This window comes from Ralstonia sp. 25mfcol4.1 (assembly GCF_900104095.1).
In the GTDB taxonomy this organism is placed as follows: domain Bacteria; phylum Pseudomonadota; class Gammaproteobacteria; order Burkholderiales; family Burkholderiaceae; genus Cupriavidus.
This window is the reverse complement of record NZ_FNJO01000028.1, coordinates 1-23530: the sequence shown is the minus strand read 5'-3', so window position 1 is coordinate 23530 and position 23530 is coordinate 1. Positions and strand designations below refer to the sequence as shown.

Sequence of the window (23530 nt, the reverse complement as noted above, 5' to 3'; positions counted from 1 at the left end):
CATGATGCTCGGGCGCCGAGACGCAGCGCACACAGGCCACGATGGTGTCCTTGTGGACGTCCAGCCCGGCACAGCGGGGATAGAGTACTTGCATGGAGCCTCCTGCCAGAGTCAACGGCGTCGGCGGCAGCCCTCGTTGTCGAAATCTAGTAGACGTGCTTCGGGGTGTTGCCACCCACGGTCACAATTCGGGGTGCTCGCAGGGCTGCGGGTCCAACTAGTCAACGGGCTCGGGGCACCAAGCGGGAGCCGACCTCGTTACCGACACCGTCTATCATCTTATTCCTGTCACCGCGCAATTCACCGGCCCCAAGCCCGCTTCATCCTTCGGGGTCCGGCCCGCCCGATGGATAACTAGTCAGTCGCCGCTGGGCGATCAGTCGGACTTTTGCGCCTGAGGCAGGAGGGAAATCAGTTGCATGTCGGAGGGCGAGACCAGCTGATCGGCTTCGTCAATCAGCGCGGAGCGCACCTTGAGGCCGTTGACCCGCGAGCGGATCTCGGCGGGCCCTTGGCCATCTGCCTTCATATGGGCATCGCCCCATTGCATCAGGCCGACGATCACCGGCAGCAGCTCCACGGCGGCACGGGTAGGGCGGTAGGCAAAGCGTTCGCGCTCCCCTGGCTCCTTGTAGCTGACTTTGCGAAGCAGCCCGGCTTCCGTCAGCGTCTTCAGCCGCGCCGACAGCACGGCGGGCGAGCATTGGAGCCGCTCCAGGAAGTCGTCGAAACGTTGGACACCCGAAAACACGTCGCGCAAGATAAGAATTGTCCACTTTTCGCCAATCAGCGATAGCGTGGCCGCGATCGAGCATTGCGCGAAGGCCTCGGGCGAAACAGGAGGCGGCAGTGACGTATTCATGATTTGAGCATAGCACTCTAACTTCATTTGAAAAAGTCAGGGTTTCGACTATAGTCCTGCCTACAGAAGATGAAGTCAGGGGTGGGCCATGAGCGATGGCGACGACGCAGGCGACAGCAGCACGGGTTCGCGGATTACCGAAGAACGGTGGACGGCCCGCGGCGGGCGGCAGGTGACGGTGCGTGCGGTACGCGCGGCCGACCATGCGGGGTTGCGAGCGTTTGTCGACGGCCTGTCGCGTGAAAGCCGCTACTACAGGTTTCTGACCGGAGGCCGGGTGGCGGACGAGATCATCCAGGGTTTCGTCGCCCACCATCCGCAACGAGACGCCGCCATGGTGGTGACGGTGTGCGGTGAAGAGGGCGACGAATCGATTGTTGCCAACGCCGAATACGTGGTGAACGCCGACAACGTGGCGGAACTGGCTGTGGTGGTGGCGGACGACTGGCAAGGACAGGGATTGGGCCGGCGGTTGATCCAGCGGCTGCAACAGATTGCGAGGACCCGCCGGTTGCAGGGGATGCGTGGCGACGTGCTGAGCGAAAACCGGCGCATGCTTGCCATCATGCGCGATTGCGGATTTACCGCACGTCGCAACCCGGAGGACAGCTTTCTGCATGAGGTCAGCATGTCGCTGGTCGATGTGCATGACCGCGCCCCCCGGCCACAACGCGAGCACTGGCTGCCACGCGACTGGTTCGCGGACAACTAGCCCGCATTGGCGCCCGCCCCGGGCGGCTTGACAGGCCGTCAGGTCTTGCTGCGCGATGTCGCCGTACAGCCAATGGACGCCGTGATGATGGCGGCGATGGCCACCCACTGGATGGCTGTGAGCTGCTCGTGCAGGAATGCCAGGCCCGCCAGGGCACCCATGGCCGGCTCCAGACTCAGCAGGATGCCAAAGGTCCGGCGCGGCAGCCGCTTCAGTGCCACCATCTCCAGCGAATAGGGAATCGCGCTCGACATCAGGCCGACCGCCAGACCGGAGAGCAAGAGCGCCGGGCTGAAGATCTGCGTGCCGGCATGGCCAAGGCCGAAAGGCAGCGCAACCAGCGCCGCCATGGTCATGCCCAGCGAAGTCGCCTGGCCGCCATGCGCATTGCCAGCCATCTGGCCGAACACAATATAGAGCGCCCAGCCAACGCCGGCCGTCAACGCATAGCCGATACCCACCGGATCGAGATGGGTCGAGGCCTCGCCCAGCGGCAGCAGCAGGACAAGGCCAGCCACGGCGCAGGCAATCCAGAGGAAATCGATGGCCTTGCGGGACGACAACACGGCAACGGCCAGCGGGCCGGTGAATTCGATGGCGATCGCCAACCCCAGCGGGATGGTGCGCAGCGACATATAGAACAGCAGGTTCGTGGCCCCCAGCGCCGCCCCATATAGCGCAATGGCGCGGGCATGCTTGCCTGACAACGGGAAGCGCCACGGCCGCCAGACCGCGATCAGGATCAACGCCGCAAAGCCGACGCGCAGCGCAACCGTGCCCTGGGCGCCAATGGCGCCGAACAGGCTCTTGGCAAACGATGTCCCGACGCATAGCGACGCCATGGAGCCGATCAGGGCCAGCACGGCCAGCAGGGTTTCGCTCTGCTTGATGCGGGTGAGGGGCACTTCCTTGTCCTGGTGCGGTAGGCCCGGCTACGGGCGGTGCGGCATCTTGCCCGAACATCGAACGGGCAGCCATACACAGATGCCGGTGCCGCTTGCTGTACAGTTGGGCGAGCCGGGCCAGGGTGCCGGCCAGCGCCCTGGCCGGCGCTGGCGGAGTCCCGGACGACGCACTATGGTGGAAGGACCGTTTTTGCCGGAGATCACCATGGAAGCCAAGGCACCGCGTCGTCATGTCGTCATTACCGGAGCCGCCGGCGCGCTGGGTCGCGCCGTGGCAAGCCGGTTCGCAGGGGAAGGCGCACGGCTGGCGCTGATCGACCACAACCTGCAGCACCTGCAGAGCGTGTTTGCGCACCCCGAGCCCGACCACGGCGGTACGCTGCTGCACGCGGCCGACGTGACGTCCGATACGGCGATGGCACCCGTGGCCGCCGCCATCCTCGACGCGTTCGGCACGGTCGATGTGCTGGTGCACGTGGCCGGAGGCTTCGAGATGGGCGAGCCCACCCATGCCTTGAGCCGCGAATCCTGGCTGCGCATGATGGACCTGAACGCCTGGTCGTTCGTGGCCGTCACGGGCCATTTCATTCCGGCCATGATGTTTCAGCGCAGCGGCAAGGTGGTGGCCGTTTCCGCGCGCGGCGCCGCCCACGGCGCGGCCGCGATGGGCGCGTATACCGCTTCCAAGAGCGCGTTGCAGCGGCTGGTGGAAAGCCTGTCGCACGAAGTCAGAAGCTCGGGCATCAACGTCAACAGCATTGCCCCAAGCATTCTCGATACGCCCGCCAACCGCCACGCCATGCCGTCGGCCGATCCGGCACAGTGGGTATCCACCGGCGCCGCCGCGCGTGCAGTGGCATTCCTGGCGTCGGACGGGGCCGAGGCCATGCATGGACAGCATCTGGTGCTGGACGGGCTGAGTTAACCGTCCGCCCTGCCTCATAGCGCCAGCCTCATGCCGATGACACGGGCCGCCTTGCGGTCGAAGGTGGCCGTGTGATGGCAGCCGGCGCTCTGGCAGGTTCGCTGGATCAGGCAGTCGGGGAAATCTGCCGACGTCTCCCTGAATAGGAGAAACGCCGACTCCACGATGGCATGGGACTCGATGACCAACTCCCGGCTTTTCAACAGCCATTCGAGAACCCGGGCCACTTCAGATCGCGTTGCTCCACGGATTCTCCTCATGACACGGATCAGTTCCACCAGTACAGCAATGGCAGCGTAACCCGGAGCGTTTCGTGAAAGCGACGCCATCAACATGTCTGCTTTGGCAGTCAGGATGGGATCATCCCGGGTAAAGAACCGGACGAGAATGTTGGTATCCAGCCCGATCATGCAAAGCTCCGGAGATACCTTGCGCAGACTTCGGCATCAATGGCCGCTTCGATTTCGTCGTCCGTCAGGGGCGAGCCCTGCCTGCGGCCCGCCAGGCATCCTTTCAAGTCCATGATGGAGCAAGTTTGCCCCGGAGCGAGAGGGGGCAGGCCAAGCGTCGTTGTTGGATCGGCATCGTGCTTGTCAGGTGACTCAGCGTCGTCCACGGCTTGCGCGACGTCTTGCCGGCTTGGCGGGGGCCTGCGGCCAGCAAGGCACCCCTTCAAATCCATGATCGAGCAGGTTTCGCCGGGTGCCAGTTTCCGCAGTCCCAATGTGGTTGCCGGATCGCCGTCCTTCTCTATTTCACGGCACTGCGCGTCGCGCAGGCAGTCCGTCGTCACAGCCCCCACGTCCTTCGGCGCAACATGCTGCTCTGCTTGATATTGCATGAGATTGACCCCTCTATTATCTGGTTGAGCCGGCGCGATCCGCGCCTGACGAAACCATTCTGGGCCGCCGTCAAGCAGAAAAAAATGGGACGTGTCTCAAAAAGCGTCCCGGGTTGCGGGGATCCGGCTATCGCCTGCGCAGCTGGGCCAGCGGCAGGGTGCCTAGCCGTTCGAGAACCACGGTTTTCATCGCCACTGGCGTCGGCAGCGAATCGAGCAGCGCGGGCCACCGTTCCTGGGCCATCGTCACGGCGTCCTTCACGGCGGCCAGGGCGATGCGCTCGGCAATCCGTGCTTCGCGCGCGAATTCCCGGTAGGTTTCCAGTGTCTGCTTGCGTTGCAGAAGATCGATGGCGACGTTCTGTCCGAATGCCGCGAAGCCAGGCAGTGCGGCCACGCTGACGATGTCATAGGCCGGAGACAGCTCTGGCATCGTGCCATTGCGATAGAGGAACGAGAAGTTCTTGAGGTGGGCGTCGCTGTTGCCCAGCAGTGTATGGACGGCCTGCCGCATGAAGAACTGCCGAACGTCTTCGATGCCGCGTACGCTCAGCCGGTCCAGCAGCCGGACGATGGCCACGTAGGCATCGTTGCCGGCGTACTTGCGTGCCGGCATGCGCGTCAGGATCTGGCAGCCGTCCTCGGCATGGACCCGGCCGCCGGGCTCGCGATCGAAGCGGTCCACCGCCAGGAAGTGCAGGTCCGCGCCCAGCGCATCGGCCAGGCCCGGCACATCGATGGCTGCCAGCGGCTGCGGCCGGCACACGGCCACCGCCACGCCGGCTGCCTGGGCCAGTTGCATCGACACATATTCGTTATAGATCTGGCTGTCGTCGTTGCGCGCCGGCAGCTTGGCGATCAGGTCAGAGAGCCGCCCGTGGGTAGGCATGGTGTAGCGCCTGCCGGCGTGGGCGGTAGACAGCGCCAGCTTGTTCTGCACGCCGGACACCGAGGCGGCACCTTCGGTCGCGCCCTCCACGACGGCGATCTCGAGGTTGTCCGCGCCGCCCGTCACGCCGATGGTGCGGACATGATCGGGCAAGGTATCGAGATTGGCCGGGCGCACGGTCAAGGCACCGGGCAGGTCTTCGCCGGCCGCCGCCAGCACGCCGAAATCGTCGCGGTCATCGGGATGGTGGCGCGTGGCCTCCAGCCGCTTGCGAAGTTCGCCCTCGGGCAGCAGCCCGGCAAAGTAGGGGGGCAACTCCCCACCGACGTTGTAGACCGCCGGGTGGAACGGATTCGACAGGATGGTGCCAGTCAGCGGTTCGTTTCCGGGGATGGTCAGCGAGAGGCTAAGCGTCGGCCGGCCGGGGTCGCCCCGGAATTGTTCGCCGGGCACGAAGCGCGTGGTTCGTCCGGCTTCGCAGAGATAGCCACAAAGTACCCCGTGCAGGTGCACTGACAGATAGCGGGGCCGGAGTTCGTCGCTCATGTCTCATCCCCGAGCAGCAAATCGACGGACGTCGGGGCTGCCCTGTCGGGTCCGGCCGCCTTGCCCGCCAGCGTCTGCCGAACGTCCGCCAGATGTTCCCTGGGCACCAGCACCCATTCGGCGTCCAGCGCGGAGGCAATCGCGTCGAGTGTCGAAGCGCGCACATCCTGCTTGCCGCTCAAGGCAACGGAGAGGTTTGAGCTGGCCATGCCAATGGTGCGGCCGATGTCAGCCAGGGACAGTTCTCGCACTTTTCGAAGCGAACGTAGCTGAAGGAGGAAGGCGGACATGACGAACGTGGGCGGAGAAGGTATTAAATATCATAGTGAATCGTTAAAAAATATGCAAAAACATATTAAGTCGACCGCAGATCTTCTATTCAATAAGGGCTTGTGATGAGAAAGAAGCCCGCGTGTCGAACCGCATGCCGGTCGAACGTCAGCGTCGTCCGGCTGACTGGACCCCGTAGCGAGGGCGGGCGGGCCCGGATGCCCGGTCTGCATGGCAATGCGCCTGTGGCTGGCCGCACGGGATTGCGCAGTCCAGGACAGTCTGCCGGCCGGATATCGTCATTGGAATGGGACAGTTCTCAAAAATGCCGGTCCGTCGTCAATCGCGTTCCGCCCCCAGCGGCGGCGCGATATCCTCCAGCGCACGCCTCTCGGCATCCACACCGAAGCGAAGCGCCAGCAGGCCGGCCACGATCACGAGCGCGGCGCCGATGCCGTAGCCGACGGCGACCGCGCCCCGGCTGCCCGTTTCGATCAGCATGCCGAACAGCACGGGTGCGATGAAGCCGCCCGTGCCGGTGCCGATGGCGTAGAACACCGAAATCGCCAGGGCGCGCATTTCCAGCGGAAAGACCTCGCTGGCGGTCAGATAGGCGGAGCTTGCCGCGGCCGACGCCAGGAAGAACACGGCGGACCAGCACAGCGCCTGGGCGCGCGCGTCCAGCCAGCCCTGCATGAACGCCCAGCCGGTGGCGGCCAGACCGACGCCCGACAGCACATAGGTGACGGCGATCATCCTGCGCCGCCCGATCCGGTCGAACAGCGGGCCCAGCACCAGCGGGCCCAGCGCGTTGCCCAGCGCGAACGGGAAGATATAGAGCGCCACGCGTTCCTCTGGCACGCCCTGGAACCGGGTCAGCACCAGCGAGTAGGTGAAAAAGATCGCGTTGTAGAAGAACGCCTGCGCCACCATCAGCGCGAACGTGACGACGCTGCGCGTACGGTAGCGGCGCAGCAGCAGGCGCATGATCTCGCCCAGCGCGGGAACGGGTTTGCCGGCGTAGGCCACCGTGGCCGCTGCGTCCGCTGCCGGCAACCGGCCATGCCGCTGTGCCACTTCCGATTCGATGCTGGCAATCACGCGCGCGGCTTCGTCGTGACGGCCGTGCGTTGTCAGCCAGCGCGGGCTTTCCGGCACATGCCGCCGGATCAGGACGATCGCCACGGCCAGTACCGCGCCCAGCGCAAAGCAGACGCGCCAGCCCCACACCGGGCCGAACACGCGCGGGTCCAGCAGCACCAGGCTCAGGCCGGCGCCCAGTGCCGCGCCGATCCAGAAGCTGCCGTTGATGGCAAGGTTCACGCGTCCGCGAACGCGGGCCGGTATCAGTTCGTCGATGGCCGAGTTGATGGCCGCGTATTCGCCGCCGATGCCCAGTCCGGTCAGGAACCGGCAGACGGCGAAGAACGCGAAATTGGGAGAGAAGGCCGTGGCCAGCGTGGCTGCCATATAGACCGCCAGCGTGGCCAGAAACAGCTTCTTGCGGCCCAGCCGGTCGGCCAGGCGGCCAAACAGCAGGGCGCCGATGACCGCCCCCAATATATAGATGGAGCCGGACCAGCCGACTTGCGTGGCATCGAGCCCCAGGGTGTCGGGCCGCGACAGGACAGCCCCCACGGAGCCCACCAGGGTCACCTCCAGTCCGTCGAGCACCCAGGCGATGCCCAGGGCGACGGCGACGCGCCAGTGCCACGCGGACCACGGCAGGCGGTCGAGTCGGGCGGGGATATCGGAATGCCAGGCGGCGATGACGGGCTCCTTGGCGCTGGGATGGCACTCACAAGACTATAGCCACTCCGGCACCCTCTGCCTGTCGGCGATCGGCCGACGCCGCCCCTGCCTGTGTCCGCCACGAAAAAAGGGCGGCCCCTTGCGATGGCCGCCCCTTCCCGCCGGCGGATGGCTGGCTTACTGCGCCGGGAACGACAGCGCGTTCGTCAGGTCGCCCATGGCCGGCTTGCCGTTGGCCACCAGCGCGTCGTCGCGCAGCTTCAGGCCCGGCAGCGTGGGCAGGGCAAAGCGGCGCGTGATGAAGCGCAGGATCGATGCCGTGTCGTACTGCGTATGGTCCACGGTGCCCTTCCTGGCGAACGGCGACACGATGATCGCCGGGATACGCGTGCCCGGGCCCCAGCGGTCGGCGGTCGGCACCGGCGCGTGGTCGTAGAAGCCGCCGTTTTCGTCGTAGGTCACCACGATCAGCATGTTCTTGTACTGCGGGCTCTTCTGCAGCTGCTGGATCACGTCGGCGATGTGCGCGTCGCCGTCGGCCACGCTTGCGTAGCCGGCATGCTGGTTCAGGTTGCCCTGCGGCTTGTAGAACGTCACGGCCGGCAGCTTGCCTGCGGCGGCATCCGACAGGAACTGGCTGTCGAAGTCCTTCAGGTGGGACGTGCGGTAGTCGGCGTGGTCGACCGGGCTGAACGCCGCGAAGTAGTTGAACGGCTGATGGTGGGCCTGGAAGTTGGGCGTCGTGTTGTTGTAGATCTTGGTGCGATCCGCCGACACGGTCTTCCATGCGCCCGCGTACCAGGCCCAGTCCACGCCGCGCTTGTCGAGGTAGGTGGCGATGGTGTCCTGGGTTTGCGGCGGCAGGGTGCTGGTGGCGTTCGGGTCGGCCAGCAGCTTGGTGGTATCGGCCGACGCCGGGGCGTTGCCGCTCGGCTGGAAGGCCGGCTGCATCGTGTTCACGGCGTAGAACAGGCCGGTGGCGGGATCCTTGGGTGTGATCGCGCCATCCTTCACATAGGACGCAGCGGCGGACAGGATGCTCGTCGAGCTGGTGTCCGTCAGTTTCAGGCTCTTGCCGTCAGCAGCCACCGCCGCGATCGAGCCCGACGCTACGGAAGTGTCGGCGTTCGGGTAGGTCGGCACGCAGGCGCAGACAAGGTACTGGTGGTTCAGGAACGAGCCGCCGAACGCGCCCATGAAGAAGTTGTCGGCCAGCACGAAGTCCTTGGCCATCTTCCACATCGCCATGCTGCTGCCGTCGTAGTAGCCCATGGTGATGCCGCCGGCGTCGGAGAAGGCCGCGAACTTGTCGTTCTTGCCGCCGTTGATCTGCATCTGGTTCTGATAGAACTTGTGCACGAGGTCGCGCGTCACCACGCTCTGGTTCACCACCACGCCCGTGCCGTTGACGCCCGAGGGGTCGTCGATCCGGAACGGCTTGTTGGCCCAGCCTACGGTGTTGATCTGGGGTAGCTGCACGGCCTGGCCGCCTGCGGTGAAGCCACCCCAGGTCGGCGGCAACGATGCCAGCGTCGAATTGTCGAAGTCCTTCTGCGGGGTCACCGTGCCGACGGCGCTCGGGTTCACGCCCGGAATGCCATTGGCGCCGGGAAACAGGCCGTAGAGGTTGTCGAAGCCGCGGTTTTCGGCGTAGATCACGACCACGGTCTTGATGTTGTTCATGGCCACGCGCTGGGCCACGCCGGTCTTGATCGCGGCGGCGATGTCGCCGCCGGCGGCCACCGCGTTGGCGATCAGTTCGATGGCCTGTTCGATCTCGCCCTGCAGCGCAGCCTTGATCTTGCCGTCCGTTTCCTTGTTGTGGTCTTCCAGCAGCTTGTCGGCGGCCACACCGAGGCGCTCCGCCAGCTGGCTGCGCGCGGCGTCGAGGTTGCCGCCGTTGCTGTCCATCAGCGCGGCCAGTTCGGTGGAGATGGCGCTCACAACGCCATTGGCGCTGGCCGGCGCGCGGAACACCAGCTTGCGCGTCACGGCGGCATGGCCTCCGGCGTCGTCGTTGCGGAAGGCGTCCGGGCCGATTTCGGCGACGACGGGGCCTTGGCCGTTCACGGTGAAGGCGCCCCTGGCGTCGGTGAAGGCCGAGGCCTCGCTGCTGTCGCACGCGCCGTTGTTGTTGGCGTCGATACAGACCTTGGCGTGCTCGAAGTAGCTGCCGGTGACGACGCCCGACGTGGTGGCGGCGGGGGTGGTGGCGCTGCTTCCGGAATCGCTGCCGCCACAGGCGGACAGGCATGCGGCGGCCAATGCGGCCAGCGGCCACAGACGGGTATTACGGCTCATGGGCTTTCCTCTTTCTTATATGTGGGATGACTGCAAGTGCTGCGATGAAACTTGTGGGTACTGCCGGGTGCGCCGCGAGTGTGAGCCGGCCATGTGTCAAATTGATGATGACGGGCGGCGGAGCCTGGTACATCGGCGCTGCGGCGCGGCGTTGGCAGGTGTTGGCGTGTCGTTTTCGTGAACCGTCACGTGGATGTCATCCAACTGGCATAGCCTTTTGCGCCATTCCATCGTCATCCTGCCGCCATCATTCCGTCATGAGCTTGCCGCCGCTGTTGTGGAACGCCGCGTTCCCGTCGCTCTTCACTTGGTTGCGCGTGGCGGGTAGCCTGCTCATCGTGCTGCTGGCCAGCCTGGTGACGGGGTGCGGGAAACAGGATGCCGCGCCGGCAATGGCCATCGGGAACACGCCGCCACCGCAGGCGGCCGCGGCCAGCATGCCGCGGGCCGCCGGTCCGAAGCCGTTCTACGCGATGGTGGCCGAGCGCCATCCCGACATCGCGCGGCTCAATGCGCTGGGCAAGGCGTTGTTCTTCGATCCGGCGCTGTCGGCATCGGGCAAACAGTCGTGCGCCACCTGCCATAGCCCCGATCATGCCTATGGGCCGCCAAACAACCTGTCGGTGCAGCTGGGCGGTGCGGACATGACGCGCACCGGCGTGCGCGCGGCGCCGTCGCTGCGCTATGTGCAGAACGTACCGGCCTACACCGACCACTATCACGAGAACGACGGTAACGACGCCGAGGACCAGGGCCCGACCGGCGGCCACAACTGGGACGGCCGCGCCGGATCGACGCACGATCAGGCCCGCATCCCGCTGCTGTCCGCGCACGAGATGGCCAATGGCGAGCCACGCGTGGTGGTCGAGCGGATCCGCAAGGGCCCGCACGCCGAAACCTTCCGCAAGGTGCTGGGCCAGGACGTGCTGGACGACGAGGACACCGCCTTCAGCGCGGTGCTGCTGGCGCTGGAGGCATTCCAGCAGACGCCCTCGGAGTTCTATCCCTATACCAGCAAGTACGACGCGGTGCTGCGTGGCCAGGCGAAGCTGAATGCGGCGGAACTGCGCGGCCTGCGCGTGTTCAACGATCCGAACAAGGGTAATTGCGCCGCGTGCCACCCCGGCGATGTCAGGGAAGGCGCCTTCCCCGCGTTCTCGGATTTCGGCTTTATCGCCGTGGGCGTGCCGCGCAACCGCAAGCTGGCGGGCAATGCCGATCCGGCCTTCTTCGACATGGGGCTGTGCGGCCCGGACCGGACCGACCTCAAGGACCGTGCGGACTACTGCGGCCTGTTCCGTACCCCGTCATTGCGCAACGTGGCATTGCGCCACGCCTTTTTCCACAACGGGATTTTCCACTCGCTGGACGAGGTGCTGCACTTCTACGCCGAGCGCGATGTGAAGCCGCAGAAGTGGTATCCGCGCGGCCCGGACGGCAAGGTGCGGAAATTCGACGACCTGCCGCCGCAGTATCACGAGAACATCAACATGGAAGCCCCGTTTGGCGGCAAGCCGGGCGACAAGCCGCTGATGACCGAGGGGGAAATGCGCGATGTGATCGCGTTCCTGAAGACGCTGACCGACGGTTACCAGGCCGGGCCGCAGCCATGAAGACAGCGGCCGTCCCGAAAAGGCGCACCGCACCGGCGGCTGGCAGCAATCGGGGGTGACAGGGCCGCTAGTTCAGGCGACCCACCGCGGCCAGCATCGAGCGGCCATGCGCGGTGATTTGCGGGCAGGGACGTTTGCCCTGTTCGGATTCCAGGATCACCAGTTGCCGGGTGATCAGTGCATCGAGATCGACCGGGTCGATTTCGCGTGCGGGAATGCTCGACGTATCGTCGCGGGTATGTGGACCGTTGCCGATCAACATCAGTGTGGCAAGTTCATGTGGGCTCAGCACGGTGTTCTCCTTGGCGAGAGGGGAGCGGTTGCTGGGGGACATGGGGAACGCGGGGCCGCTGGCAGCGGTGCGTTCCTCCGACGGGATTGTGGACCATCGCGCCGGCCCTTGCACGCTGCATCGCATCGTGACGGCCAGTCGACAGTTAAGGCATTGGACGGGGATCCGCCGCATGGGTTCCTGCCCGATACAAAACCGCTACAGAGCGCAGGGCCTTCATGTGCGCGTCACGCGAGGCGTTGCCGTTTTCTCCCGGATGTCCGGATGATGCCCGACGTTTCCGATCTCGTGTCTTATGCCCCTGGCAGCCCCATGGCGATGCCGTCGCTGCGCGGATCGTGCGCACCCGCGCAAGGTCCGTCGTCGTACAACGCAATGGCGCCCGGATGGCCCGCCAACGGGCTCTGCGCGTCGATCACGCTGACCTCGTGACCGCTGGCTGACAGCGTGGCGATCACATCATCACCGGCATCGGCTTCCATCTTGAGGCTGTCACGCGTGTCGGAGAACGTGCGTCCGAGCAGAAACCGAGGCCGGGACAGCGCGTGCATGGGATCCATCCCGTAGTCGATCAGCCGTGTCAGCACGGCGGCCAGCGTCTGGGGCTGCCCGTCGGCACCCTGCGTGCCATACGTCAGCCGGGGCTTGCCGTTGCGCAGGTACATGCCCGGATTCAGCGTATGGAAAGGGCGCTTGCCCGGTTGTATCGCGTTGTGATGGTTGGGATCGGTGCTGAATGCGGCGCCCCGGTTATGCCACAGGATGCCGGTGTCGCCCGCCACCACGCCGCTGCCCCAATCGAAATACACGGTCTGCAGCACGCTCACGCAGCGCCCCTGGCGGTCGACCGCCGAAAGAAAGACCGTATCGCCATGCTGATAGACGTGCGGCCAGGGCATCGCGTGACGCATATCGATATGCGCGGCCAACGCCGACAGCCGCGCCGGCGACAGCATCGCATCGACGGGCACCGCGCAGAATTCAGGGTCCGCCACATGCCGGTTGCGTTCGATAAACGCCTGTTTCACGGCCTCCACCAGCAGGTGGTAGTAGTCCGCGCTGCCCTCCGGAATGCTGGCCACGTCGAAACGATCGAGGATGCCCATGATCTGCAGCGTGGTCACACCCTGCGTGGGCGGCGCCAGGCTCAGCAGTTCGCCGCCGCGATATGGCACGCGCAGCGGCGCTTCGTCGCGCGCCGCCGTGCGGGCCAGGTCCGCCATGCCGAGTGGCGATCCGGCGGCACGCAGCCCGGCTACGATGCGCTCGGCCAGTTCGCCTTCGTAGAATTCGCGCGAACCGAAGTTCGCTATGCGATCAAGGCTGCGGGCCAGGGCGGGCTGCCGCAGGCGGTCGCCTTGCACGGGCAGGCGTCCGTCGGGCATGAAGACGTCGGCAAAGCCGGGCCAGTCCGACAGTTCCTCATGACGGAAGGCCTGCCAGAATCGCTGCGACGGCGTGACGTCGAAGCCTTCGTGCGCCAGCGCGATGGCGCGCTGGAACAGTTGCTTCCACGGTTGCTGGCCACCCCAATGGTCGCGGCTGATGGCGAAGGCACGGTCCCAGGTGTCGACGGTGGCCGCCGACGTGATGGCCGAGGCCGCGCCGCGCGTGGGGATCGCGCTGCCGTAGTCGGGCAGCGTGGCTGCCGCCTGTCCGATGCCCGAGAGTGCGCGCACGTTGCTGGCCTGATCGCTGACGATCCAGAAGGCGTCGCCGCCCAGGCCCGTGAAGTGCGGATAGGTGACAGACAGCGTGGCGCCGATGGCGATGGCGGCCTCGATGGCATTGCCGCCGGCGCGCAGGATCTCCAGACCGGCTTCGCTTGCCAGTGCATGAGGGCTGGTGACCATGCCCGCGCTGGAAGTGGCCAGGTGCTTCATGCGTGCTGTCCGCCCAGGTAGGCCTGTACCAGCGCCGGGTCCTTGGCCAGGGCCTCGGCATCGCCGCTGGCCACCACGCGGCCTTCTTCGAGCACGTAGGCGCGATCGGCCAGCGACAGGGCCAGCGCCGCCATCTGGTCAACCAGCAGGATGGTGATCGATGCATCGCGCAGCGCGTCCAGCGATGCGAACAGTTCCTCGATCACCTTCGGCGCCAGGCCCAGCGACGGCTCGTCGAGCAGCAGCACCGACGGATTCGACATCAGCCCGCGCGCCACGGCCAGCATCTGCTGCTCGCCGCCGGACATCAGGCCCGCACGCTGGTGCTGGCGCTCACGCAGGCGGGGCCAGCGCGCGAACATGGCCTCGATGCGGCGCATGGTCTCGGCACGAGAGATGCGGCCCGACGGAAACGCGCCCAGCCGCAGGTTGTCGAGCACCGACAGCTCGGGGAATACCTGCCGGCCTTCCGGCACCAGTACCACGCCCATTTCGGCAATCTTCGCCGCGTCGAGCCGGGCCAGGTCGGTGCCGTCGAACGTGATGCCGCCCTGTACGGGGCGATGGAGCCCCGACAGCGCACGCATCAGCGTCGATTTGCCGGCGCCATTGGCGCCCAGCAGCGCCACCATCTCGCCTTCGCGGACCTGCAGGTCCACATCGTGCAGCACCGGCGCCGCGCCGTAGCCGGCACGCAGCGCGCTGACGCCCAGCACTTCCGGCGGCACGACATCACCCCCTGAGCGGCTGCGCCGCCGCGCCGGGGCGCCCGACGCCTCGCCCAGATAGGCGCGGCGCACGGCCGGATCGGCACGCACTGCGTCGGGCGTACCGGCGGACAGGTGCTGGCCAGCGTCGATCACCACGATGCTGTCGGATACATCCATCACCAGCGACATGTCATGCTCGACCAGGCCAACCGCGATGCCGCTGTCGGCAATCCGGCGCAACAGGCGGCCCAGCGTGGCCTTGTCCTCGCGGGACAGCCCCGCTGCGGGTTCGTCCAGCAGCAGCACGGCCGGCCGCGTGGCCAGCGCCCGGGCAATTTCCACCAGGCGGCGATCCACGTGGGCCAGGTCGGCCGCGCTGGCATCGGGGTCGCCGGTATAGCCGCAGGCGGCCAGCAATGCGCGGGCTTCGTTGCGCACGGCCGGGGCCGTGAAGCCCGCGATGCCGAGCAGCGTGCCCAGCTTGCCGCGTGTGAGGGCGATGGCCACGTTGTCGGCCGCGCTCATGCCGGTGAACAGCTGCGTGGTCTGGTAGGTGCGCGAGATGCCATGGCGCGCGCTGTGGCACGCACCCCGTGCGGCCAGGGCGTCCGCGCCCAGCCGGCGGCTGCCCGAGCGCGGGCGATAGTAGCCGGACAGCATGTTGAGCACGGTCGATTTGCCCGCGCCGTTCGGCCCGATCAGGCTGGTCACCTGGCCGGGCGGCAAGTCGAACGACAGATCGTCAACGGCGCGCACGCCGCCGAATACCATCGACAGGCCCAGCGCCGACAGCCCCCGGCGCTGCGCGGCCTCGCGCTGCGGCAGCATCGCGCCAGCCACGGTGTCGTGATCGGCCGGCCTGGCGGGATGCAGGCGGCGGAACGCCGACGTCACCACACCCACCATGCCGCTGGGCGCCACCCAGAGCACCACCAGCAGCAGCACGCCGAAGCAGAGCAGGCGCAGGTTTTCCAGGCTCGACAGGATTTCAGGCAGCAGGCCGACCACGACCGCGCCCGCGACAGGCCCGGCTACCGTGCCGGCGCCGCCGATCATCACCACGAGCACGAACAGGATCGACTGCAGGAACGAGAACATGCCCGGCGTGACCATGCCCTGCAGCGGCGCGAACAGGCCGCCCGCCAGGCCGGCCAGCGCGGCCGAAAATGCAAAACCGACCGTCTTCACCACCAGCGGATTGACGCCGATCGACGCGGCTGCGGTCTCGCTGTCGCGCACCGCGCGCATGGCGGCGCCCCAGCTGCCGCGCGCAATGCGCGCATAGGCGGCCAACGCGAGCCCCAGTACCGCGATGGCGATCAGTGCCAGCGCCCGCTCACCGCCGTCCACACCGGGAATCGAGGGTTGCGCGATGCCCATCAGGCCGTTCTGGCCGCCTGTCAGTCCGCGCCATTCCACCGCGCCGTGCTCGACGATGAAACCGAAGGCGATCGTTACCATCGCCAGGCCGGGGCCCTTGACGCGTAGCGCGGGCAGCGCCAGCAGGCCGCCCAGCGCGGCGGCGACCAGTGCGCCCACCGGCCATGCGGCCCAGAAGCTCCAGCCTGCCTGGCCGGTCAGGATGGCTACCGTGTAGGCGCCAATCGCATAGAAGCCGACGTGGCCGAACGACACCTGGCCAGTCAGCCCGAGCAGCAGGTTCAGGCCCACGCCGCAGATGGCGAGCATTGCAACGCCCGCGATCACGAATACGAAATAACCGTTCAGCGTCAGGGTCAGGCCCGCGGCCGCGGCCAGCACCGCGCACATGGCGGCAACCTGCAGCGGCGTGCCCAGGCCCAGCCATGGCGCGGCAGTGCGTGCCGGATTTCCCGGCGGCGCGGTGGATACCGCGGATGTCATGGTCTTGCTCATACCTTGCGCACCTCCGCGCGTCCGAACAGCCCATCGGGCCGCAGCGCCAGCAGCGAGATGACCAGGGCAAAGGTGATGATCTGCGTGTAGCTGGAACCGAGCGATGCGGTCACCAGCGCCTCGGCCACGCCAAAGATCAGGCCGGCCACCATCACGCCCCAGGCGCTGGACAGCCCACCGAGAATGGCCACGGCGAACGCCTTGAGACCGAAGACGGTGCCCATGTCGGCCTGCACATTGAACAGCGGGGCAATCAGCACGCCGGCGACACCGGCCAGCAGCGTCGACAGCGCAAAGGCGCCGGCAATGGTGCGTCGGATCGGAATGCCCATCAGGCGCGCCGCATCGCGGTTCTGCACGACTGCGAGCATGGCCACGCCCCAGCGCGACTTGCGCAGCACCACGTGCAGCACCGCAGCCAGCACCAGGCCGACCACCGGAATCACCAGTTGCAGCGGATATACGCCCACGCCGGCGTTGCCCAGCTGTACCGACTGGGTGGCCAGCGGCGACGGCAGGCTGCGCGGTTCGGTGCCGAACCAGAGCATCACCACGTTATCGAGCACGATGCCCAGCGCCACGGTGGCCATCAGCCAGGCATTCGAGCCCCGGCTGGCGAACGGCCGCACGGCCAGGAATTCCACGGCCAGGCCGTACAGCGCGCACAGCGCCAGTGCCAGCACGATGGCCAGCGGCATCGGCCAGCCCAGCGTCTGCGCAAACGTGTACGTGAGCACGGCGCCCAGCATCATCGAACTGCCCTGCGCGAAATTGACCGTGGCAGAGACTGCGTAGGTGATGTGAAACCCCAGCGCCATCAGCCCGTACATGCTGCCCAGGCCAAGCCCGCTGATGAGGGCGGATATCCATAACATGGTGATGTCCTTCTATTTACGTTTTCTCCGCGCCGCCGCATGGCGGGAGAGCGGAGCAACAATCGCCCGGCAACAAGCGTTTACTGCTTCACGGGCACGATGCGGTTGTCGATGAACTGGGCCCAGACGTAGTCGTTTTCGGTCAGCGCGTCATGCTGCTGGGGCGAGAACGGCTTCACATAGGTCTTGATCAGGCCCTCGTAGCGGTCGATCTTGTAGAAGCCCTCGCGCACCGCGTCGCCCTTGGTGCTGCCGGCCTTGGCAATGGCCAGCGCGGCCAGCTGCGTGGCGTCGTAGGCGTTGGCCACGCCCACGGCCGGCGTGATGTCGTCCGGGCCCTTCACGTCGCTGTACTTGGCCTTCAGGTCGTTGACCACGCGCGTGCTGACCGGCGACGGCGTGCCGAAGAAGCTGTAGGTCTGCACGAAGTGGACGTTCTTCGCGTTCGGTCCGGCCAGTTCCGTGAAGCGGCCGCCGGCCGGGCCCCAGTGCGAGACCACTGGCACCTTCCAGCCCATGCGGTCGAGCGACTTGACCACCTGCGCCGACGGGCCGACGTTGCCCACCATCAGCAGCACATCGGCGCCGGCCGCCTTGAGGCGGCCGAGCTGCGGCACCACGTCCACGTCGTTGGCCTCGAACTTCTCGACGCCCACCGGCTTGCCGCCCTTGGCGGCCATCGCGGCCACGATGCCTTTCTCGTTCGATTCGCCCCACGGGTTGTTCACCAGGATCAGGCCCGGCTTGCTGGCGTTGAACGCCTTCTGCGCGTACTGCAGCATCGCCTTGTCCACCACCTCGTCCACCGCCGAGACGCGGAACGCGAAGTTCGGATTCGCGCCGTTGTGGGTGATCGGCGTGCCGGCGGCCCACGGGCCCATGAACGGCACCTTCTCCTGATTGGCGATCGGCACGATGGCCATCGAGACCGGCGTGTCAAGCCCGCCGAACAGCACGGCAACCTTCTCCTTGTAGATCAGCTCGCGCGCGGCCAGCACACCCTTGGCCGGGTTGCCTTCGTCGTCGCGGCGCACCAGTTCGAGCTTGCGGCCGCCCAGCAGGCCGCCCTTGGCATTGATTTCGTCGATGGCGATGGTCATGCCGCGCGTCAGCGACTCGCCGGCCCGGGCGGACTGACCCGACAGCGCCGTGATCAGGCCGATCTTGATGGTGTCGGCGGCATGCGCGGGCAGGGCGGTCATGACGCAGGCGGCCGCAGCGGCAGCGATCAGTGCACGGCGTTGGGGACGAAACATGGCAGATCTCCGGATGGGGTTGGTGTCGGCGGGGTTCTCGCAAGAGCCGTGCCACGCGTTGACGAATCACCCGGAAACTCCGTGACAACCGGCGTTTCAATACGTTGACGATCTGGCCCGCAATTTGCGAACGATTACGTGACATCCATGCATACGATCGGAAACGGGGCATCACGCACGAAGGCGGTGCCGGTTCCGGGGCGGATGCACCAACCAGAAGAAAGGCACGCGTTCATGACCTTCAATCCGAGTCCGCTGGCGGCAGCGCAGGCGGCGGCGCCGTCGTTCGGTCCGTTGCGCCATCACGGCCGTTTTCCGTACCGGCCCATTACCGACGCCGATGGCTTCCGCTGGCCCAACGGTGCGCGCCTGGCTGTCTACCTCGGCTTCAATATCGAGCACTTCGCGTTCGGCGAGGGGCTGGGCGCGAACCTGGGCCCGGTGTCGCCGCAGCCCGACGTGCTGAACTACAGCTGGCGCGAGTACGGCAACCGGGTGGGGGTATGGCGCTGCCTGGAACTGTTCGACCAGCTGGACATGCCCACCGGCGTGATCCTGAACACGGCCATTTACGATCACTGCCCGGCGGTGCTCGATGCCTGCCTGGCGCGTGGCGACGAACTGATCGGCCATGGCCATACGAATGCGCACCGCCAGAGCGAATTCGACGAGGCTGGCGAGCGTGCGCTGCTGGTGCACTGTCGCGACCGCATCCGCGAACACAGCGGCCGCGCGCCGGGTGGCTGGCTGTCGCCCTGGATTTCCGAAACGATGGTCACGCCCGACCTGCTGGCCGAAGCCGGCTACCGATACACCCTGAACTGGGCACACGACGACCGGCCGGTGCGCATGCAGACGCGCAACGGCGGGGCGCTCTGGTCGATTCCGTACCCGCAGGAGCTCAACGACATCCCGATGATCATCGCCCGCCAGCTTGACGGCGCGGCATTCGCCGACATGATCATCGACCAGTTCGATGAAATGCTGCAGCAGGCGAACCATCCGCAGCACCCGCAGCCGCTGGTGATGGGCATCGCGCTGCATCCGTATCTGGTGGGGCAGCCGTACCGGCTCCGTCACCTGCGCCGCGCGCTGGCACACATTGCCGCACGGCGGTCGCACGGCGAGGTCTGGTTCACCACGCCGGGCGCGATCTGCGACGCCATGGACGCCGTGGACGCCCAGGCGCCGATGGCGGCGGATCGCGCCAATGCCGCAGCACGCTAACATCATGGGCATTGTTTCCCTGACCGACGCCATGTCAACCAAAGCTGCAAAAGCCGCCCCCGGGGCGGAGGAACCGCTTCCGCCGGCGACTTCGGACGCACCGGATGCACCGGACGAGCGGCAGGACGCCGACAGCCGCATCTACCAGGCGATCTTCGACGGCGTGCTGAACCATCGGCTGACCCCGGGCACCAAGCTGCCCGAACCCGAGCTATGCACGCTGTTCGGGGTGGGCCGGGCCGTGGTGCGGCGTGTACTGGAAAAGCTCGCGCACGACGGCATCGTGGCGCTGCGGCCCAACAAGGGCGCGGTGATCGCCGAGCCCACGCCCGAGGAAACCAGCCAGATCTTCGAGGCACGGCGGGCGATGGAGCGTGTGCTGGTGGAACTGGCCGTCGAGCGCGTGACGCCGGATGACCTGCGCGAACTGCGCCGGCAGCTGGCCGACGAGCACGACGCGATGCACCGTTTCGACCAGCCTTCGTGGGCGCGGCTGGCCAGCGGCTTCCACTTGCGGATCGCCGGCCTGGCACGCAACCCGGTGCTGCAACGCTACCTCACCGAACTGGTTTCGCGCTGCTCGCTGATCGTGGGGCTTTACGAGCCACCGGGCCACGCGCCCTGCGAGCACGACGAGCACGCCGCCATCGTCGCCTGCATCGAGGCGCGTGACGCCGCGGGCGCGGTGACGCTGATGGAAGCCCATCTGCGCGAACTGGAACAGCGCATCGAAACGTCGCGCATGCAGGGCGAAAAGAGCCTGGCGCAAATGCTCGGCCTGCCGCCGCGTTAAACCGGAATACCCAAGGAACACGATGGAAATCGATTTCACCGCGATCACCGAATATCAGCGTTACAAGCTCATGGCCAGCCTGATCGTGCCGCGACCGATCGCGCTGGTCACCACGCTGGGCCCGGACGGCACGGCCAACGCGGCGCCGTTCTCGATGTTCAACATGCTGGGCGAGGAGCCGCCGATCGTGATGATCAGCGTGAACCGCCTGGGCGACGGCTCGCTGAAGGATACGGCGGCCAATATCGTGCGGACGCGGGAATTCGTCGTGCACCTGAGCGACGAGGCCATGGCCGAGAAAATGCATCGCTGTGGCGAACGCCTGCCGCCGGACATGAGCGAACTGGCCCACGTGGGGCTGACAGCCGCGGCCTGCACCGACGTGGCCCCGCCGCGCATCGCCGAGGCGCCGGTGGCGTTCGAATGCCGGCTCTGGGAAACGCTGGAGACCGAAAGCCGCCAGATCTTCATCGGTCGCGTGCTGCGCTTGCATGCGCGCGACGGGCTGATCGATACAGAACGCTGGCGCGTGCGGTTGCAGGAATATTTCCCTGTGGGCCGCTTCGGCGCCAGCTTCTATGTGACCACGCGCGACCGCTTCTCGCTGGAGAAGGACGCCGGCGTGGTCACCGCGTCAACCGCGATCGACGAGATGTGAGCCCAGCGGTGCGGCCGGCTTGCGCCGCGCCTTCCATTGGTCGGCCAGGCCGATGAGTTCGCCGACGATGCCGCGCCGGAATGTCAGCACGCAGATCACGAAGATCACGCCCGTGACCATCGTCACCGATTCGCCAAGCGTGTTGAACCACGCCAGGCCGGTGACATTGGCCAGGAAAGCGCCCAGGTCGCCGAGCTTGTTCTCCAGGGCGATCACCACGAAGGCTCCGGCAATGGGGCCGGCCAGCGTGCCCAGGCCGCCGACCAGGGTCATCAGGATCACGGCGCCCGACATCGACCAGTGCACGTCGGTCAATGTCTCGAAGCCCAGGACCAGCGCCTTCAGCGAACCTGCGAGGCCGGACAGTGCGGCCGACAGCACGAAGGCGACGAGCTTGAAGCGGTCCACGTCATAGCCCAGCGACACGGCGCGCGGCTCGTTTTCCTTGATGGCCTTGAGGATCTGTCCGAACGGCGAATGGATCGTGCGTACGATCAGCGCGAACGCGGCCACTACGATCCCCAGCACCACGTAGTAGAGCGCCAGATCGCTGTCCAGCGGCAGCAGGCCCAGCAGCTTGCCGCGCGGAATGCCCTGGATGCCGTCCTCGCCGCCCGTGAACGGCGCCTGCAGGCAGAAGAAATACAGCATCTGTGCCAGCGCCAGCGTGATCATCGAGAAATAGATGCCTTGCCTGCGAATGGCCAGGGCACCCATGACCAGGCCGGTCAGCGCCGCGAACGCGGTGCCCAGCAGCAGGCCCAGTTCGGGCGTCAGGCCCCATTCCTTCATGGCGTGTCCGGCCACGTAGCCGGCGCCGCCGAAGAATGCGGCATGGCCGAACGACAGCAGCCCGGTGTAGCCGATCAGCAGATTGAAGGCACACGCAAACAGGGCAAAGCAGAGCACCTTGAGCACGAACACCGGATAGGCGCCGAGCATGGGTGCCAACAGGGCGGCCAGCAGTAGCGCGCCGTAGACCGCGACCTTGCCGCGGCGATTGGAATCTTGCAGCATTTACTTTTCCTTCCCGAACAGGCCCGCGGGGCGCAGCATCAGCACGATCACCATGATGAAGAACACCACGGTGGCCGAGGCCTGCGGATAGAACACCTTGGTCAGTCCTTCGATGACGCCGAGCGCGAGGCCGGTGACGATCGATCCCATGATCGAACCCATGCCGCCAATGACCACCACGGCGAACACGACGATGATCAGGTTCTGGCCCATCAGGGGCGACACCTGGATGACCGGCGCCGCCAGCACCCCGGCGAAGGCGGCCAGCGCCACACCGAAGCCGTACGTCAGCGTGACCATCAGCGGCACGTTGACGCCGAAGGCCTCGACGATCTTCGGGTTCTCGGTGCCCGCGCGCAGGTAGGCGCCGAGCTTGGTCTTCTCGATCGTGAACCAGGTGGCCAGGCAGACCACCACGGAGGCCACGACCACCCAGGCGCGATAGTTCGGCAGCATCATGAAGCCGAGGTCCGTGGCGCCTTGCAGCGCGTCGGGCGGCGAGTAGGGCAGGCCGGAAACGCCGTAGGCCGATCGCATCACGCCCTCGATCACCAGCGTGATGCCCAGCGTCAGCAGCAGGCCGTAGATGTGATCGAGCTTGTAGATCCAGCGCAGCATCGACTTTTCGATGACCACGCCAAGCACGCCCACGACCAGCGGCGACACCAGCAGCATGATCCAGTAGTTGAGGCCGGCGTACTCCATGCCGGCCCAGGCCAGCACGGCGCCGAGCATAAACAGCGCACCGTGCGCGAAGTTGATTACGTTGAGCAGGCCGAAGATCACGGCCAGGCCCAGGCTCAGCATCGCGTAGAACGCGCCGTTGACCAGCCCCAGCAGCAGCTGGGACAGCAGCGCCGGCAGCGGGATTCCAATATCGAAATTCATGAAACGTGGGGTCCCTTGTTATACGCCGAGCAGTTCGTTCAGCACCGGCATCTTGGCCTGCAGCTCGCTGGCGGCAAAGCGTTCGACGATGGCGCCGTGCTCCATCACGTAGAAGCGGTCGGCCAGCGGCGCGGCAAAGCGGAAGTTCTGCTCCACCATGACCACGGTGTAGCCCTTCTTCTTGAGCATCAGGATCATGCGCGCCAGCGCCTGCACGATCACCGGCGCCAGGCCCTCGGAGATCTCGTCGAGCAGCAGCAGGTTCGCGCCCGTGCGCAGGATGCGGCCCACGGCCAGCATCTGCTGTTCACCGCCCGACAGCCGCGTGCCCTGGCTTTGCTTGCGCTCGCGCAGGTTCGGGAACATCTCGTAGATCTCGGCCTCGCTCATGCCGGGGGTGTCGCCGCCACGGGCGCCTTTGAGCACCGGCGGCAGCAGCA

General features: G+C 66.6%; 22 protein-coding genes. 6 read left to right on the top strand and 16 right to left on the bottom strand.

All coding sequences use genetic code 11. From position 1 onward, the window contains the following. Positions 1-376: 376 nt before the first annotated feature. Positions 377-862 (bottom strand): winged helix-turn-helix transcriptional regulator, encoded by a 486-nt coding sequence (locus BLQ58_RS27930; RefSeq protein WP_254776237.1) that lies wholly within the window; start codon positions 860-862, stop codon positions 377-379. A gap of 88 nt (positions 863-950) precedes the next feature. Between BLQ58_RS27930 and BLQ58_RS27925 the strand changes: the two genes are divergently transcribed. Next, positions 951-1574, top strand: coding sequence for a GNAT family N-acetyltransferase (locus BLQ58_RS27925; RefSeq protein WP_092603692.1), 624 nt, complete (start codon positions 951-953; stop codon positions 1572-1574). 38 nt (positions 1575-1612) lie between these two features. On the opposite strand, the gene BLQ58_RS27920 is transcribed toward BLQ58_RS27925, so the two are convergent. Then, the gene (locus BLQ58_RS27920) at positions 1613-2479 is read right to left on the bottom strand and encodes an EamA family transporter (RefSeq protein WP_092603690.1); all 867 of its coding nucleotides are present in this window, start codon (positions 2477-2479) and stop codon (positions 1613-1615) included. A gap of 205 nt (positions 2480-2684) precedes the next feature. On the opposite strand from BLQ58_RS27920, the gene BLQ58_RS27915 reads away from it, so the two are divergent. Then, entirely contained in the window at positions 2685-3404 is a 720-nt protein-coding gene (locus BLQ58_RS27915) for an SDR family NAD(P)-dependent oxidoreductase (protein WP_092603704.1), read from the top strand. A gap of 14 nt (positions 3405-3418) precedes the next feature. Here the strand turns inward: BLQ58_RS27915 and BLQ58_RS27910 are convergent, their stop codons facing one another. The 6 genes from BLQ58_RS27910 to acpA all read right to left on the bottom strand — a co-directional run bounded on the left by BLQ58_RS27910 (position 3419) and on the right by acpA (position 10003). Further along, a complete protein-coding gene (locus tag BLQ58_RS27910; RefSeq protein WP_092603688.1) occupies positions 3419-3814 on the bottom strand; it encodes a PIN domain-containing protein in 396 nt (131 codons plus the stop codon). Beyond that, positions 3811-4245, bottom strand: a complete 435-nt coding sequence (locus BLQ58_RS27905) for a hypothetical protein (protein WP_092603686.1) — start codon at positions 4243-4245, stop codon at positions 3811-3813. The genes BLQ58_RS27910 and BLQ58_RS27905 overlap by 4 nt, the downstream gene beginning before the upstream one ends. Positions 4246-4372: 127 nt before the next feature. Continuing rightward, entirely contained in the window at positions 4373-5680 is a 1308-nt protein-coding gene (locus BLQ58_RS27900) for a type II toxin-antitoxin system HipA family toxin (protein WP_092603684.1), read from the bottom strand. Then, positions 5677-5970: a helix-turn-helix domain-containing protein gene (locus BLQ58_RS27895; protein ID WP_092603682.1), complete on the bottom strand. Its 294-nt coding sequence runs from the start codon at positions 5968-5970 to the stop codon at positions 5677-5679. Before BLQ58_RS27895 ends, BLQ58_RS27900 begins: the two co-directional genes overlap by 4 nt. Positions 5971-6289: 319 nt before the next feature. After that, a complete protein-coding gene (locus BLQ58_RS27890) occupies positions 6290-7720 on the bottom strand; it encodes an MFS transporter (RefSeq protein WP_092603680.1) in 1431 nt (476 codons plus the stop codon). Between the two features lie 159 nt (positions 7721-7879). Beyond that, positions 7880-10003, bottom strand: coding sequence for an acid phosphatase (gene acpA, locus BLQ58_RS27885; protein ID WP_092603678.1), 2124 nt, complete (start codon positions 10001-10003; stop codon positions 7880-7882). A gap of 257 nt (positions 10004-10260) precedes the next feature. Here acpA and BLQ58_RS27880 point away from each other — a divergent pair, with 257 nt between their 5' ends. Beyond that, positions 10261-11616, top strand: coding sequence for a cytochrome-c peroxidase (locus BLQ58_RS27880; protein WP_092603676.1), 1356 nt, complete (start codon positions 10261-10263; stop codon positions 11614-11616). 67 nt (positions 11617-11683) lie between these two features. On the opposite strand, the gene BLQ58_RS27875 is transcribed toward BLQ58_RS27880, so the two are convergent. The 5 genes from BLQ58_RS27875 to BLQ58_RS27855 all read right to left on the bottom strand — a co-directional run bounded on the left by BLQ58_RS27875 (position 11684) and on the right by BLQ58_RS27855 (position 18507). Beyond that, positions 11684-11908 (bottom strand): hypothetical protein, encoded by a 225-nt coding sequence (locus tag BLQ58_RS27875; protein ID WP_092603674.1) that lies wholly within the window; start codon positions 11906-11908, stop codon positions 11684-11686. A gap of 293 nt (positions 11909-12201) precedes the next feature. Next, positions 12202-13791, bottom strand: coding sequence for a gamma-glutamyltransferase (gene ggt / locus BLQ58_RS27870; RefSeq protein WP_254776235.1), 1590 nt, complete (start codon positions 13789-13791; stop codon positions 12202-12204). After that, the gene (locus BLQ58_RS27865; RefSeq protein WP_254776233.1) at positions 13788-16376 is read right to left on the bottom strand and encodes a branched-chain amino acid ABC transporter ATP-binding protein/permease; all 2589 of its coding nucleotides are present in this window, start codon (positions 16374-16376) and stop codon (positions 13788-13790) included. The genes ggt and BLQ58_RS27865 overlap by 4 nt, the downstream gene beginning before the upstream one ends. Continuing rightward, positions 16373-17251, bottom strand: coding sequence for a branched-chain amino acid ABC transporter permease (locus BLQ58_RS27860; protein WP_092603672.1), 879 nt, complete (start codon positions 17249-17251; stop codon positions 16373-16375). Before BLQ58_RS27860 ends, BLQ58_RS27865 begins: the two co-directional genes overlap by 4 nt. Before the next feature lie 80 nt (positions 17252-17331). After that, entirely contained in the window at positions 17332-18507 is a 1176-nt protein-coding gene (locus tag BLQ58_RS27855) for an ABC transporter substrate-binding protein (RefSeq protein ID WP_092603670.1), read from the bottom strand. A gap of 234 nt (positions 18508-18741) precedes the next feature. Here BLQ58_RS27855 and BLQ58_RS27850 point away from each other — a divergent pair, with 234 nt between their 5' ends. The 3 genes from BLQ58_RS27850 to BLQ58_RS27840 are packed head-to-tail and all read left to right on the top strand — an operon-like array spanning position 18742 to position 21185. Next, a complete protein-coding gene (locus BLQ58_RS27850) occupies positions 18742-19734 on the top strand; it encodes a polysaccharide deacetylase family protein (protein ID WP_254776231.1) in 993 nt (330 codons plus the stop codon). Between the two features lie 31 nt (positions 19735-19765). After that, positions 19766-20527 (top strand): GntR family transcriptional regulator, encoded by a 762-nt coding sequence (locus tag BLQ58_RS27845; protein WP_254776229.1) that lies wholly within the window; start codon positions 19766-19768, stop codon positions 20525-20527. A 22-nt stretch (positions 20528-20549) separates the two neighbouring features. Then, positions 20550-21185, top strand: a complete 636-nt coding sequence (locus BLQ58_RS27840) for a flavin reductase family protein (RefSeq protein WP_092603668.1) — start codon at positions 20550-20552, stop codon at positions 21183-21185. Here the strand turns inward: BLQ58_RS27840 and BLQ58_RS27835 are convergent. From BLQ58_RS27835 to BLQ58_RS27825, 3 genes are all read right to left on the bottom strand, one after another. After that, positions 21162-22202 carry a branched-chain amino acid ABC transporter permease gene (locus BLQ58_RS27835; protein WP_092603666.1) on the bottom strand — a complete coding sequence of 347 codons (1041 nt, stop codon included), beginning with the start codon at positions 22200-22202 and terminating at the stop codon, positions 21162-21164. The genes BLQ58_RS27840 and BLQ58_RS27835 overlap by 24 nt on opposite strands. Then, the gene (locus tag BLQ58_RS27830) at positions 22203-23090 is read right to left on the bottom strand and encodes a branched-chain amino acid ABC transporter permease (RefSeq protein ID WP_092603664.1); all 888 of its coding nucleotides are present in this window, start codon (positions 23088-23090) and stop codon (positions 22203-22205) included. Between the two features lie 18 nt (positions 23091-23108). After that, a partial coding sequence (locus BLQ58_RS27825) for an ATP-binding cassette domain-containing protein (protein WP_139186189.1) occupies positions 23109-23530 on the bottom strand: 422 nt, incomplete at its 5' end.

Coding starts and splice junctions, on each gene's coding strand:
- BLQ58_RS27930 (WP_254776237.1), bottom strand. CDS start 862: ATGAATACGTCACTGCCGCCTCCTGTTTCGCCCGAGGCCTTCGCGCAA.
- BLQ58_RS27855 (WP_092603670.1), bottom strand. CDS start 18,507: ATGTTTCGTCCCCAACGCCGTGCACTGATCGCTGCCGCTGCGGCCGCC.
- BLQ58_RS27835 (WP_092603666.1), bottom strand. CDS start 22,202: ATGCTGCAAGATTCCAATCGCCGCGGCAAGGTCGCGGTCTACGGCGCG.
- BLQ58_RS27895 (WP_092603682.1), bottom strand. CDS start 5,970: ATGTCCGCCTTCCTCCTTCAGCTACGTTCGCTTCGAAAAGTGCGAGAA.
- BLQ58_RS27860 (WP_092603672.1), bottom strand. CDS start 17,251: ATGTTATGGATATCCGCCCTCATCAGCGGGCTTGGCCTGGGCAGCATG.
- BLQ58_RS27910 (WP_092603688.1), bottom strand. CDS start 3,814: ATGATCGGGCTGGATACCAACATTCTCGTCCGGTTCTTTACCCGGGAT.
- BLQ58_RS27845 (WP_254776229.1), top strand. CDS start 19,766: ATGTCAACCAAAGCTGCAAAAGCCGCCCCCGGGGCGGAGGAACCGCTT.
- BLQ58_RS27865 (WP_254776233.1), bottom strand. CDS start 16,376: ATGAGCAAGACCATGACATCCGCGGTATCCACCGCGCCGCCGGGAAAT.
- ggt (WP_254776235.1), bottom strand. CDS start 13,791: ATGAAGCACCTGGCCACTTCCAGCGCGGGCATGGTCACCAGCCCTCAT.
- BLQ58_RS27900 (WP_092603684.1), bottom strand. CDS start 5,680: ATGAGCGACGAACTCCGGCCCCGCTATCTGTCAGTGCACCTGCACGGG.
- BLQ58_RS27880 (WP_092603676.1), top strand. CDS start 10,261: ATGAGCTTGCCGCCGCTGTTGTGGAACGCCGCGTTCCCGTCGCTCTTC.
- acpA (WP_092603678.1), bottom strand. CDS start 10,003: ATGAGCCGTAATACCCGTCTGTGGCCGCTGGCCGCATTGGCCGCCGCA.
- BLQ58_RS27830 (WP_092603664.1), bottom strand. CDS start 23,090: ATGAATTTCGATATTGGAATCCCGCTGCCGGCGCTGCTGTCCCAGCTG.
- BLQ58_RS27915 (WP_092603704.1), top strand. CDS start 2,685: ATGGAAGCCAAGGCACCGCGTCGTCATGTCGTCATTACCGGAGCCGCC.
- BLQ58_RS27905 (WP_092603686.1), bottom strand. CDS start 4,245: ATGCAATATCAAGCAGAGCAGCATGTTGCGCCGAAGGACGTGGGGGCT.
- BLQ58_RS27840 (WP_092603668.1), top strand. CDS start 20,550: ATGGAAATCGATTTCACCGCGATCACCGAATATCAGCGTTACAAGCTC.
- BLQ58_RS27925 (WP_092603692.1), top strand. CDS start 951: ATGAGCGATGGCGACGACGCAGGCGACAGCAGCACGGGTTCGCGGATT.
- BLQ58_RS27850 (WP_254776231.1), top strand. CDS start 18,742: ATGACCTTCAATCCGAGTCCGCTGGCGGCAGCGCAGGCGGCGGCGCCG.